Consider the following 13,058-nt stretch of genomic DNA (forward strand, 5'->3'; position numbering starts at 1 on the left):
TAGTTAGTAAAGTGAGATATAATAAGATACAATTTTTCATAGCAATTTATAATTGTGAAATCTTAATTGATTTTCAGAGGCGAAAAGTAAAGAATATTGAACTAAAAAAAAACTGCCCATGAATAAAATTCATGAGCAGCTCTTATTTGTAATTGATTTTACAAGAAAATCAATCTATCTATTCATTACATAAGTTTAATGCAATTGGTCCTGCTGCAGTTCCTGCAGTTCCTGCAGCTACAAGGTTTCCACTTGGTGCATAGATTTCAAATGAAATTTCACCGTAGTTATCTCCTGGGAAAAACCAATCTGCAGATACAGTTCCTACTGGAATTGTAATCGAATCAGTTCCATCATTAGACTCATCAATACAAGCAAATGTATTTGGCTCATATGGAGTACATAAACCAACTTCAAATACAGTACCATCATCTAGTGTTATAGTGATAGGAGCAGAACTATTACCAATAGTTTGCCATCCATCTCCATAAGAATCGTGCATGTCAATTACCCATACACCTGGAGGTGGTGGAGCAAGACAAACAACTGTTGATGAGAATGTATGATCAGCTGATTGATTGTCAAAGTTTGAACTTACATCCGAAAATGTACCTTGAGCATTTGTAACGGCTAATCTGTAGTTAAAAGTGTCTCCTCCTTCTAAGCTAGATGCATTGATACCTAAAGCAGAAATAATATCAGCTCCAGAAAAAGCGATGTTTACTTCTGGGTATTGTGCATCTGAAGCAGATGTGAAGCTTGATGAATCTGAAGTGTATAATAATGCTTCTGCAGCATTAATACTTTCACCATCTAAGCTAACATAAACTTCAACTTTGGTAACATCAGTTCCTCCTGCTGGAGAAATTATCTGATAATCTTTGGAAAAACTTGAACTAGCAGGGTCTAATTTGTTAACATTTGTAGAACCATTTGTAGTTATTTCTGAGGCGAAAGGCACTCCAGTATTGATTAATTCTTTAAAATCAATAGGTAATGTCTCGTCATCAGAACAGCTACTAAACGCTATAGCCATAGCGCCAAGTACTAAGAACGATTTTAATAATTTATTTTTCATAATTTATTTTTTTATTGAATAAATCCTGCAGGATTATTATCCCAGAACACTTGCTCTGATAATCCAGGTTTTTGAGTGATATTAATGTTTCTATCAACTGTGTTGTTTGGATATAAGAATGATCTTGGGAATCCACCAGTTCCTAACAATGTAGGTTGTAAATTAGTAGGTGCTCCAGTTCTTCTGTATAAGTTATATCCTTCAACTCCATTTCCGTACATAGCTAACCAGTATTCTTTACCAATAATAGCCATTCTTTCAGTATCGTTAGTTGCAGCCATGTATGAAGCCATTAGGTCCACTACATAATTATCGATGTCTGTAGCATCAGATGTATTTGTAAAATCTCCTGGGTTTGGTAAAAATCCAATTACTGTATTCATTGAAGATCTAACACCTTGCTCAAGCATAGCAGCTGCATCATCAGCAGTTCCTAAGTATAAAGCAGCTTCAGCTCTCATAAAATATACGAAAGAATCCATCATGATTGGCCAAATTCCTGCACCAGCAAGTCCTTGTCCACTTCTAACTCTAGCAGCATCATTGTCATCAAAACGTCCTCCAGCAGGATATACTCCAAATGTTGTTCTTTTTGTGTTATCAGGTGGAATACCATCATTTTCAGCGTGATCTCTTCCCCAGTATCCATCTCCTCTTCCAAATAAAGAACAGAATGGTAATGGAACAGCTTGCATAGCATCAATTGCTGCATAAGTAGCTGGTCTTGGATCATTCCAACAGTCAATTTCATTGTCTAATGTAGCTGGATCCGTTGGGAACGCATTTGCTTGTCTGTACGTATAGTATCTTAAACGAGGATCATCTGAACCTTTTTCTAAAGTTAATGCCCACATTAAGTAGTTTGGAATATATTCACCAGTGTTTGCAGCTTCATATTCTTCTACATAGTAAGGGTGCTTACTTTGTGGATTTAATGAAGTTCCAGAAACCCATCTGAAATCATCAGCACTTGTCGTGATGAAGTCCCCAGAAGTTAATATAGCGTTAATTCCTGCAGTTGAACCAGCTGGATCAATAAGTCTTTTATTTAAAAAGTACTTAAGTTTAAGTGTATTTAAAAACTTTGTCCATTTTGCCATTGAGTTACTACTATCTTCTCCATAAAATAAATCATTAAAAGAAGGTGTGTTTCCGTCAATGTTAGCAAAATCAGCTAATGCTAAGTCTAATTCAGCGAAAGCTGCATCGTATACATCAGATCCTGGGTCTACAGTTGGGAAAACTACTCCAGAATCACCTTGTAAGGCTTCTGAATAAGGAACATCTCCAAAGTAATCAACAAGTGTCATTAATGTGTATGCTTTAATAATTCTAGCTACACCAATATGACGATGACTACCACTATTAGTAGCAATAGGAATTAATGCTTGAACTTCGTTTAAAACATCAGCATATCCAATACGCCAGATTCCTCCGATGTTAGCATTAGAGTTATTAAAGTTAACCTCGTATGTGTCAAACATGTACTCTAAACGTACAGTTTCTGCTCCTGCTTCTGTTGCTTCTGCAAAGAAAGCTGATAAATTGAATTGAATAAGGTTTAAACTTCCGTCTTCATTCAATGTTTCAGGTGAAGGAACATTTGGGTCTACTAGTATATCTAATTCTGTTGTTTCACAAGAGAATACAAGTATTAGTGCTAGCAACCAAAATAATTTGTTATTTTTTATTTTCATTGTCATTTTTTTTAGAATGTTACTTTTATACTCATACCGTATCTTCTAGAATTCCAAGAAGTTAAGTAGTCAAATCCTTGAGAGTTACCAACTCCTAAACTGTTAAGTTCTGGATCGTAATTTACGCTATCAGGTGTGTTAAATGCTTTTACCCATAAGTTTTGACCTGAAACTGTTAATGATACATTTCCGAAAGGAGTTCTATCTAACCATTCTTTTGGAAGTCTGTAGCTAATAGATGCTTCTCTTAATCTAATGTGTGTTGCATCATAAATTAATAGTTCATCAGTACCGAAACCAATATTGTTGAAATATGCTTCAGTTGATGTTACTTGAATATCATTAGGTTGTCCTGTAGATTGACGAACACCAGGTAATACAATACTTTGAGTTCTGTCGAAGTCAGTATCTTCTACTAATCCTCTACCTACTAATGCTCCTACTGTAGTAGCATAGATGTCACCACCTTTTTGGTATTCCCATTGCATGTTAAATGATAAGTTCTTCCAAGTTAATCCTGTGTTTACAGTTGTAAACCAGTCTGGGTTTGGATCTCCAATGATACCATTTGTAGGATCTTGAATCCAGTATCCGTTTTCATCAACTAAACGGTTACCAGCGTCATCTCTTAATACTCTACTACCAACAATAACACCTAATGGTTGATCGTTGATCGCTGCATTGGCAGGCGTTGCAAAGATACCTCCGTAAAGAATTTGTTCTCCATCATCTAAACCTCTTACAACACTTTCGTTTTGTGTGAAACTACCAGAAAGCATAAACTCGAAGTCTTCTGTTTTTACAGGAATAATGCTATAAGAAACTTCAAATCCTTCGTTAACTACATTACCAATGTTGGTAAATGTACTTGTGTATCCTGTTTCAGGAGCTAAAGGTCTTTGAATAATTTGATCTTCTGTATCTCTGTTATAGTAGTTGAATTCTAATGAAACTCTATTGTTTAAGAATTTAGCTTCAACACCAAATTCAATTTCTTTAGATAATTCAGGTTTTAAAGCAGGGTTTGGTAAGAAGTTTGGAATACCTGTTGTTACAGTTCCGTTTCCACCAGCTGTTTGGAAAATATTAGGTACTAACGAAATAACACTTCTTGTGTTATATGGTCCAGGGAATCCTGGAGAAGTTCCGTATGCAGCTCTAAATTTTAAGAAGTTTAATCCTCCTTCAGATCTAAGACTTGGAAATGCTGAAGTTGGAATGAAAGCTAAACTTACACCAGGAGAGAATTGTGATCTATTTTCCTGTTCAAGAGTAGAGTTCCATTCGTTTCTTATTGTTGCTGTTAAATATAAATAGTTTTTGAACGATAAAGTTCCAGAACCATATAGTGCAACGTTATTTTGATCACTAGCAGTTTGGTATGTAAGGTTGTTATCAGCAAATACAGTACCTTCAATAATAGTACTAGAGTTACTAAAGTTTAAGTGATTCCATAAACCAAATACAATCTGATCTCTACTTTCAGATCCATCACGTTCAAAAACTTGACGCTTAGATGTTCCACCAATAGTAGCTTGAATTCCAAAGTCTTCATTGATTTCTTTATCAATAGAAGCTAATAATGAATGATCCCAAATAGTGAATCTTTCAGAAGTAGTCTGTAAGTATCCATTAGGATGAAGACCATCATTAGAACCTTTATTAATTACACGTCTTGAACGTGTGTTTTGACTATCAAGACCTAATCTATAGCTAAGTGTTAACCAGTCTGTAGCTTCATATGAAGTAATGAAGTTAGCAAATACACGGTCAGTACTATTTTTATCTTGTGTGTTGTTTAGTACCCAAGCTGGGTTTGTACGGTCATTTCCACCTCTATACCAAACACTTTCTCCAGTTACAGGATGTTGAGATGGTAAGTTGATGTCTACACTTCGTGGTAAGTAAAGAATGTTCCAGATAGAAGCAATACCTCCAGTTCCAGCAGTAGATGATGTTACATCACTACCAGTAGATGCATCCGTAAAAGGACTTCTAATGTCAGTTTTTGCTAAACTTATTTTACCAGAAATTTTAAAGTTGTTAGACATGTTAAAGCTTCCTCCAATAGAGAAGTTATCTCTTCGTAAGCTGTTGTTTGGAATAAATGATTGATCATCCACATGTGCATAAGAAGCGTTAAAACTTCCTTTGTCTGAGAATGCTCCAGCAATGTTTACAGAAGTACTACTAATTGTACCTGTCTTAAAAAAGTCTTCTTGACTATTATAAGGTCTGTATGCAACAGTTGGAGTATCTAATTCAGGTCTATTAGGGAATAAAACAGATGGCTCAACACCAAAGTTATTCATAATAGATGTTCTGAATGCATTGTCAATAGTATCTTGACTATCAAAACGTGCTCCCCAGTTACTAAAGAATGCTCCATAAACGTTTTGGAAACCATTACCCCAAGTATCTTGGTAGTCTGGTAAAACAATACTATTAAAGAAAACAGATTGATTTACAGTAACTTCCATTTTTTTGTTTGCATTTTTTCCAGATTTAGTAGTAATTAAAATTACTCCATTTCGTCCTTCACCTCCATAAAGTACTGTAGCACTTAAACCTTTTAAGATACTTACACTCTCAATGTTGTTAGGATCGATATCGGCAAATCTACTACTTACGTTACCAGATTGGAAATCAGCTGAACTTGCAGATTGGTTTGCACCTCCCGATGATCCATCAAATGGAACACCATCTACAATAAATAAAGGTTGGTTTCCACCTGTAATAGAAGATTGTCCTCTAATAATGATGTTAGAACCACTACCAGAAACACCTCCAGAACCAGTAATTCTTACCCCAGAAGCCTTACCACGTAATATCTTACCGATATCCGTATCTGCTTTCTGTTCTAAGTCTTTACTGCCTACAGTAGTTACTGCGTATCCTAAGGCTTTTTTCTCTTTCTTAATACCTTGTGCAGTAATAATCACCTCTTCAAGCTGATTATCTGAAGGATCTAAAGAAATATCGATTTTGTTAGAAGCTCCGACAACAACTTCTTTTTTTGCATAACCAACGTAGCTATATACAAGAGTTTGTCCTTTACTAGCTTTGATATTGTAAATTCCATCAAAATTAGTAGAGACTCCTGTATTAGTTCCTTTGATTACTACACTAGCTCCCGGTAGCGGAAGGCCAGATTCGTCGGAAACAGTTCCAGAGACTGTTTGTTCTTGTGCAAGCGCTAGCTGCACCATTAACGCTAATAACAGCGTTAATATTCCATTAAACTTTGTTCTCATTGTGTTAATTATTTGAATTAGCTATTCCAAAAATCCTAATAATATGTTAATATTCCTATTTTTTTTAAGAAAAAAGTGACCATAAATCAAGAAAAAATATGTTTAAGTCTTTGTTAAAAGGAAGTAGACAGACTTATATGAACCTTAGATTCAGATAGTTTAATGCTAGAATTGTTAGTTTTTCCAACAGCATAATTAATTTTTAAAAGCCCTGATTTTGATCGAATTCCCAATCCGAAGCCGAAACCATATAGTTTTGCAGTTGTATTGGTTAAGTCGTCTTGAAAGTAGGTGAAGTCTATGATGGAATGAACATAGGAGTTTTGAGATAATATATACCTGTATTCAGTATTAATAGTGCTGTAAAGTGTAGCTTCTAAACTGTTTTCATTAAAACCTCTAATAGATTGAATTCCTCCAAAACGCAATTTTTCATTTGTAAGATATGTGTCGGAAAATAGTGCTTCTGAAGTGTTGTTAATATATATAAAGTTACGATTGTTAAGTTCCCATAAATAATTCCCTGTAAATGAAACTTTACTTTGTTCGTTTTTCTCTGAATCATTTTTTCTATTTCCTAACTGACCTTCTATGCTTACAATTGTTTTGTTGGGGAAAATGCTATAACTGTTATTTCGTTTATTATAGGTGTAGCCTAAAGTGGTAAAAAAGCTTTTGAAATCGTCAATTGCTGTATTTGAATTATCGTCTAAAAGATTGTTTGATTCAGTTTGTTGTATCCCTAAATGGACTTTATTGTTTTGGTTGATCTGATAAAAAGTCTTAAAAGTGGTATTTACTGTGGTAAATAAGGAATCGCGTTTAAAAATGTCTAACGCGGCATTTATACCAATTGGCGAATTAAAAATATATGGAATACTTAAATCGGCTAAAAACTTTGTTTGCTTATTCCCGTCATTCTTCCATAAAATATTAAACTCTTCTCCAGAGTTTAGGTTATTAATCAATTTTAAATCAAGATATCCGTTTAGTTTTAAATTTCCAGTGTCTTCATCTGAGTTAAATCCTATAAAACCATCAAAAAAATTACTCTTTACTTTTTCGATGTATATATATAAGGTAGTAGAATCTTTTGTAAACAATAATTCAGGGTCTTTCAATTGTCTTGCGAATCGCAGTTGATCAATCCTTTTTGTTTGTGTCGTGATTTCTTCTTTATTGAAAACTTTTGATGAAAGCCTTAGATAATTTTTTACATATGATTTCGGGAATTTTTCATACCCTTTAATAATGATCTTATCTAATCGTCTTTTATCAATGACTACAATATCCAAATCTGCAATGACAATATCTTTTTGTTTAATGATATTTTTAAGTTGAACTTCTGCAAAAGGATTCCCAGTATTTTGAAAATCTTCAACCAAAGCTTCTAAAAAAGGAGTTAAATTTTCGGGTGCGATGTTGAAGTGTGAATCTGTGAAATTTAAACTGAATGCACTTAATAAGTCTAAATTTATTTTTTCTTTATCGTAATTGACCTTAAGGGAAGTGTATTTTGAGTTTAGGTGAAAAGCGCTCTGATATGTGGAATCATTAATTTTTTCTAACTCAGAATAAGAAGCGTCAAAATATCCAATAGTAAAAAATACTTTTTGAAGCGAATTAAGTTCGTCTACAATAGATTTTATATTTTTGTGCGATTTTTTATAATTAGTTCCGTCTATAATAATCTGTTCGTCATCAGTACTTCCTTTTACGTTTAATGTTTGACTATTCATAAATGAAAAACAAAAAAGTAAAAGAAACAAATGGAAAATATGTAGTGATGTTTTTTTCAAATTAAAATTGAATGCGAATGTTGTCAAAGTAACGTAAAAAAACAGGAATTAATGTGTGTGAAAGCTTTAAAAAATTAATCTTATTGAAAATTAAGTCGTTAAGATTTGAATAATTGGAAATAATACTTACCTTTGCCGCCCTCTAAAGAGGGTTTTAACATCAAAATATATTTAATAATAGATGCCAACAATTTCACAATTAGTAAGAAAAGGAAGAGCCAAAATAACTAAGAAGAGTAAATCGGCTGCTTTAGATTCTTGTCCTCAGAGACGTGGAGTTTGTACACGTGTTTACACGACAACGCCAAAAAAACCGAATTCAGCAATGCGTAAAGTTGCAAGGGTTCGTTTGACAAATGGTAATGAAGTAAATGCATACATTCCAGGAGAAGGACACAATCTACAAGAGCACTCGATAGTATTAGTTAGAGGTGGAAGGGTAAAAGATTTGCCAGGAGTTAGATATCATATCGTTCGTGGAGCTTTAGACACCGCAGGTGTTGAAGGTAGAACGCAACGTAGATCTAAGTATGGTGCAAAACGCCCAAAGAAGTAATTTAAAACTTTTAATGTAAAGACACATGAGAAAAAGTAAGGCGAAAAAGAGACCTCTTTTACCAGATCCAAAATTTAATGACCAATTAGTTACACGTTTCGTGAATAACTTAATGTGGGATGGTAAAAAGTCAGTAGCATTCAAAATTTTCTACGATGCAATTGCTATTGTAGATGAAAAGAAAACAGACGAAGAAAAATCAGCTTTAGAAATTTGGAAAGAAGCATTATCTAATGTAATGCCGCATGTAGAAGTTCGCTCTCGTAGAGTAGGTGGAGCTACATTCCAAATTCCAATGCAGATTAGACCAGATAGAAAAGTATCTATTGCAATGAAGTGGTTAATTAGCTATTCTCGTAAAAGAAACGAGAAGTCAATGGCTTTGAAGTTAGCTTCAGAAGTATTAGCAGCTGCCAAAGAAGAAGGTGCAGCAGTTAAAAAGAGAGTAGATACACATAAAATGGCTGAGGCTAACAAAGCATTCTCACATTTTAGATTTTAATTCATTACATATATTAAGAAATGGCTAGAGATTTAAAATTCACAAGAAATATAGGTATTGCTGCGCATATTGATGCTGGTAAAACTACTACGACTGAGCGTGTATTATATTATACAGGTGTAAGTCATAAAATTGGAGAAGTACATGATGGTGCTGCGACAATGGACTGGATGGAGCAAGAGCAAGAACGTGGTATTACTATTACGTCTGCTGCAACAACATGTACATGGCAGTTTCCAACTGAAAATGGTGAGCCTACAGCAGATGCTAAAGGATACCATTTTAATATTATTGATACTCCTGGTCACGTTGATTTTACGGTTGAAGTAAACCGTTCATTACGTGTATTAGATGGTTTAGTATTCTTGTTTAGTGCAGTTGATGGTGTTGAGCCGCAATCTGAAACTAACTGGAGACTTGCTGATAACTACAAAGTGCCAAGAATTGGATTCGTAAATAAAATGGATCGTCAAGGTTCTGACTTTATGATGGTTTGTTCTCAGGTTAAAGAGATGTTAGGTTCAAATGCTGTGCCTATCGTTCTTAACATTGGAGACGAAGAAGATTTCAAAGGTATTGTTGATTTAGTAAAAAACAGAGCTATCGTATGGCATGATAAAACTCAAGGGGCAACTTTTGATGTTATTGATATTCCAGAAGATATGAAAGAGGAAGCTCGTAAATATCGTGCACTTTTAATTGAAGAAGTTGCAAGTTATGATGAGGATCTTTTAGAGAAATTCATGGAAGATGAGGATTCTATTACTGAAGAAGAAGTGCATAATGCATTGAGAGCTGCGGTAATGGATATGGCTATCATTCCAATGATTTGTGGTTCTGCTTTTAAAAATAAAGGTGTACAGTTCTTATTAGATGCTGTGTGTCGTTACTTGCCTTCTCCTTTAGATAAAGAAGGTATTGTTGGGATGAATCCTGATACAGAAAAAGAAGAATTACGTAAGCCAGATGTTAAGGAACCGTTTGCGGCATTAGCATTTAAAATTGCTACAGATCCTTTCGTAGGTCGTTTAGCATTCTTTAGAGCTTATTCTGGTCGTTTAGACGCAGGTTCTTATGTATTGAATAATCGTTCTGGTAAAAAAGAACGTATCTCTCGTATTTATCAAATGCATGCTAACAAGCAAAACTCAATCGATTATATCGAGGCAGGAGATATTGGAGCGGCTGTAGGTTTTAAGAGTATTAAGACTGGTGATACACTTTCTGATGAAAAGAATCCAATTATTTTGGAATCTATGGATTTTCCAGATCCAGTAATTGGTATCGCGGTTGAGCCTAAGACGAAAGCGGATGTTGATAAGTTAGGAATGGCTTTAGGTAAATTAGCTGAAGAAGATCCTACTTTTCAAGTTAAAACTGATGAGGCTTCTGGTCAAACAATTATATCTGGAATGGGTGAGCTTCACTTAGATATTATTGTAGATCGTTTAAGACGTGAGTTTAAAGTTGAAGTGAATCAAGGTGAACCACAAGTAGAATACAAAGAAGCATTAACAAAAACTGCTGATCACAGAGAAACTTATAAAAAGCAATCTGGTGGACGTGGTAAGTTTGGAGATATTGTTTTCGAAATGGGGCCTGCTGATGAAGATTTTGAAGGTACTGGATTACAGTTTGTCGATCAAATTAAAGGTGGTCGTATTCCTAAAGAATTTATACCGTCTGTTGAAAAAGGATTTAAGACAGCAATGTTAAATGGACCTTTGGCAGGATTTGAAATGGATTCTATGAAGATTGTTTTAAAGGATGGATCTTTCCACGCAGTGGATTCTGATGCACTTTCATTTGAATTGGCTGCTAAGTTAGGGTATAAAGCTGCTGCAAAAGCTGCTGGAGCTGTTATTCTTGAGCCTATAATGAAAATGGATGTGGTAACGCCAGAAGAAAACATGGGTGATATTGTAGGTGATTTAAACCGACGTCGTGGTCAAGTTAATGCGATGGATGATAGAGCTGGTGCAAAAGTTGTGAAAGCAGATGTTCCGTTATCTGAGATGTTTGGATATGTAACTACGTTAAGAACGTTGTCATCAGGAAGAGCGACATCAACAATGGAATTTTCACATTATGCACAAACTCCTTCTAATGTTTCAGAAGAAGTAATTGCAAAATCTAAAGGTGTAACTGCTTAAAACTAAGAAAATGAGTCAGAAAATCAGAATAAAATTAAAATCATACGATCATAACTTAGTTGATAAGTCAGCTGAGAAAATCGTAAAAACAGTAAAAACTACTGGAGCTGTTGTAACTGGACCTATTCCATTACCAACACACAAGAAAATATTTACTGTATTACGTTCTCCACACGTAAACAAGAAATCAAGAGAGCAATTTCAATTAAGTTCTTACAAGAGACTATTAGATATCTATAGTTCTTCTTCAAAGACAATTGATGCGCTTATGAAACTTGAATTACCTAGTGGTGTTGAAGTAGAGATCAAAGTGTGATCATAAAAAGCTAAAAGAGAACTTTTAGTTACATGTCCGGAGCGTTTCGCGAAGGAAAAATGGAAAAATACATCAAACAGGGTTGAAGTATTTAACCCTGTTTTTTTTAAAGCTTTAATGATAAAGCAAATAATAATTAATTTAAATTAATAAATATGTCTGGGTTAATCGGAAAAAAAATCGGCATGACTAGCATCTTTGACGCGAATGGAAAAAATATTCCATGTACTGTTATTGAAGCAGGTCCTTGTGTCGTTACCCAAGTCAGAACCAATGAGGTTGACGGGTATGAAGCTCTTCAACTTGGTTTCGATGACAAGGCAGAAAAACGTGCTTCAAAAGCGGCTAATGGTCACTTTAAAAAAGCAGGTACTTCGCCTAAATACAAAGTCGTTGAATTCCAAGGATTTGAAGAAGATTATAAACTAGGGGACAGTATTACAGTAGATCACTTTGAAGAAGGTGAATTTGTTGATATTGCTGGTACTTCTAAAGGTAAAGGATTCCAGGGTGTTGTAAAACGTCACGGATTTGCTGGAGTTGGTCAAGCGACTCACGGTCAGCATAACCGTCTTAGAGCGCCAGGATCAATTGGAGCTGCTTCTTACCCTGCACGTGTATTCAAAGGAATGCGTATGGCAGGAAGAATGGGTGGAGAAAAAGTGAAAGTTCAAAATTTAAGAGTTTTAAAAGTTGTTCCTGAGAAGAACTTAATAGTTGTCAAAGGATGTGTTCCTGGGCACAAAAACGCTTATGTAATCGTTCAGAAGTAATGGAAATAGCAGTTTTAGATTTAAACGGAAAAGAAACAGGTAGAAAGGCAAACCTTTCTGATGCTGTTTACGCTATAGAGCCAAATGATCATGCGGTTTACTTAGATGTGAAGCAATATCTTGCTAATCAGAGACAAGGAACGCACAAGGCTAAAGAAAGAGCTGAGATTGTAGGTAGTACTAGAAAGATTAAAAAACAAAAAGGTACTGGTACGGCGAGAGCAGGTAGTATAAAAAACCCTTTATTCAAAGGTGGAGGTAGAGTTTTTGGTCCAAGACCAAGAAGTTACGCTCAGAAGTTAAACAAAAATGTAAAGAGATTAGCTAGAAAATCAGCACTTACATTGAAGGCAAAAAGCGAGTCAATCATCGTAATTGAAGACTTTAATTTTGAAGCTCCTAAAACTAAAAATTTCATCAATGTGTTGAAAGCTCTAGGGTTAGATAGTAAAAAATCGTTATTTGTGTTGGGTGATTCAAATAATAATGTATATTTGTCGTCACGTAATTTGAAAACCTCTGAGGTTTTAACTAGCTCAGAATTAAGTACTTACAAGATTATGAACGCAAATAGCGTTGTTGTGTTTGAAGGTGCGTTAGAAGGAATTGAGTCAAATTTAAGTAAATAAGGAACCAAATGAGCATCTTAATTAAGCCAGTTGTAACTGAAAAAGCTACCGCTGATAGTGAGTTAAATAATCGTTATACTTTTTTAGTAAATGTAAATGCTAACAAAGTTGAGATTAAGAAAACTATAGAGGCTACTTATGGGGTTTCTGTAGAGAAAGTTCGTACTATGAATTACGGACCGGATAGAAAAGTACGCTTCACCAAAACTGGAATCCAGCATGGAAAGACTAACGCAACGAAAAAAGCGGTAGTTGATGTAGCGGAAGGAGATATTATTGATTTTTATAGCAATATATAAGT

The 13,058-nt window shown here is 34.7% G+C and carries 11 protein-coding genes; 7 read left to right on the forward strand and 4 right to left on the reverse strand.

From position 1 onward, the window contains the following. Positions 1-178: 178 nt before the first annotated feature. The 4 genes from ACUUYC_RS12875 to ACUUYC_RS12890 all read right to left on the reverse strand — a co-directional run bounded on the left by ACUUYC_RS12875 (position 179) and on the right by ACUUYC_RS12890 (position 7,768). Entirely contained in the window at positions 179-1,078 is a 900-nt protein-coding gene (locus ACUUYC_RS12875; RefSeq protein ID WP_474266293.1) for a hypothetical protein, read from the reverse strand. Between the two features lie 11 nt (positions 1,079-1,089). Beyond that, complete coding sequence (locus tag ACUUYC_RS12880) at positions 1,090-2,775, reverse strand: SusD/RagB family nutrient-binding outer membrane lipoprotein (RefSeq protein WP_474266294.1); 1,686 nt, start codon at positions 2,773-2,775, stop codon at positions 1,090-1,092. Between the two features lie 11 nt (positions 2,776-2,786). Continuing rightward, entirely contained in the window at positions 2,787-6,029 is a 3,243-nt protein-coding gene (locus tag ACUUYC_RS12885; RefSeq protein ID WP_474266295.1) for a SusC/RagA family TonB-linked outer membrane protein, read from the reverse strand. Positions 6,030-6,142: 113 nt separating this feature from the next. After that, positions 6,143-7,768 (reverse strand): BamA/TamA family outer membrane protein, encoded by a 1,626-nt coding sequence (locus tag ACUUYC_RS12890; protein WP_474266297.1) that lies wholly within the window; start codon positions 7,766-7,768, stop codon positions 6,143-6,145. Between the two features lie 241 nt (positions 7,769-8,009). On the opposite strand from ACUUYC_RS12890, the gene rpsL reads away from it, so the two are divergent. The 7 genes from rpsL (at position 8,010) to rplW (ending at position 13,056) form a co-directional block, all read left to right on the forward strand. After that, positions 8,010-8,384, forward strand: a complete 375-nt coding sequence (gene rpsL, locus ACUUYC_RS12895; protein ID WP_007094992.1) for a 30S ribosomal protein S12 — start codon at positions 8,010-8,012, stop codon at positions 8,382-8,384. Between the two features lie 25 nt (positions 8,385-8,409). Further along, entirely contained in the window at positions 8,410-8,886 is a 477-nt protein-coding gene (gene rpsG, locus ACUUYC_RS12900) for a 30S ribosomal protein S7 (protein WP_430412025.1), read from the forward strand. 20 nt (positions 8,887-8,906) lie between these two features. After that, a complete protein-coding gene (fusA, locus tag ACUUYC_RS12905; RefSeq protein WP_474266299.1) occupies positions 8,907-11,039 on the forward strand; it encodes an elongation factor G in 2,133 nt (710 codons plus the stop codon). Between the two features lie 10 nt (positions 11,040-11,049). After that, on the forward strand, positions 11,050-11,355 hold the full coding sequence (gene rpsJ / locus ACUUYC_RS12910; RefSeq protein ID WP_007094989.1) for a 30S ribosomal protein S10: 306 nt from the start codon (positions 11,050-11,052) through the stop codon (positions 11,353-11,355). Between the two features lie 155 nt (positions 11,356-11,510). Then, on the forward strand, positions 11,511-12,128 hold the full coding sequence (gene rplC / locus ACUUYC_RS12915) for a 50S ribosomal protein L3 (RefSeq protein WP_474266300.1): 618 nt from the start codon (positions 11,511-11,513) through the stop codon (positions 12,126-12,128). Continuing rightward, positions 12,128-12,757 carry a 50S ribosomal protein L4 gene (gene rplD, locus ACUUYC_RS12920; RefSeq protein ID WP_474266301.1) on the forward strand — a complete coding sequence of 210 codons (630 nt, stop codon included), beginning with the start codon at positions 12,128-12,130 and terminating at the stop codon, positions 12,755-12,757. Before rplC ends, rplD begins: the two co-directional genes overlap by 1 nt. 8 nt (positions 12,758-12,765) lie before the next feature. Next, a complete protein-coding gene (rplW, locus tag ACUUYC_RS12925) occupies positions 12,766-13,056 on the forward strand; it encodes a 50S ribosomal protein L23 (RefSeq protein WP_430412029.1) in 291 nt (96 codons plus the stop codon). The last annotated feature ends 2 nt before the right edge of the window (positions 13,057-13,058 follow it).

The organism is Kordia sp. E (assembly GCF_056033805.1).

What these genes read in the sequence shown, in the direction of transcription:
- ACUUYC_RS12875 (WP_474266293.1), bottom strand. Translation starts at nt 1,078, where the DNA reads ATGAAAAATAAATTATTAAAATCGTTCTTAGTACTTGGCGCTATGGCT.
- ACUUYC_RS12880 (WP_474266294.1), bottom strand. Translation starts at nt 2,775, where the DNA reads ATGAAAATAAAAAATAACAAATTATTTTGGTTGCTAGCACTAATACTT.
- ACUUYC_RS12885 (WP_474266295.1), bottom strand. Translation starts at nt 6,029, where the DNA reads ATGAGAACAAAGTTTAATGGAATATTAACGCTGTTATTAGCGTTAATG.
- ACUUYC_RS12890 (WP_474266297.1), bottom strand. Translation starts at nt 7,768, where the DNA reads ATGAATAGTCAAACATTAAACGTAAAAGGAAGTACTGATGACGAACAG.
- rpsL (WP_007094992.1), top strand. Translation starts at nt 8,010, where the DNA reads ATGCCAACAATTTCACAATTAGTAAGAAAAGGAAGAGCCAAAATAACT.
- rpsG (WP_430412025.1), top strand. Translation starts at nt 8,410, where the DNA reads ATGAGAAAAAGTAAGGCGAAAAAGAGACCTCTTTTACCAGATCCAAAA.
- fusA (WP_474266299.1), top strand. Translation starts at nt 8,907, where the DNA reads ATGGCTAGAGATTTAAAATTCACAAGAAATATAGGTATTGCTGCGCAT.
- rpsJ (WP_007094989.1), top strand. Translation starts at nt 11,050, where the DNA reads ATGAGTCAGAAAATCAGAATAAAATTAAAATCATACGATCATAACTTA.
- rplC (WP_474266300.1), top strand. Translation starts at nt 11,511, where the DNA reads ATGTCTGGGTTAATCGGAAAAAAAATCGGCATGACTAGCATCTTTGAC.
- rplD (WP_474266301.1), top strand. Translation starts at nt 12,128, where the DNA reads ATGGAAATAGCAGTTTTAGATTTAAACGGAAAAGAAACAGGTAGAAAG.
- rplW (WP_430412029.1), top strand. Translation starts at nt 12,766, where the DNA reads ATGAGCATCTTAATTAAGCCAGTTGTAACTGAAAAAGCTACCGCTGAT.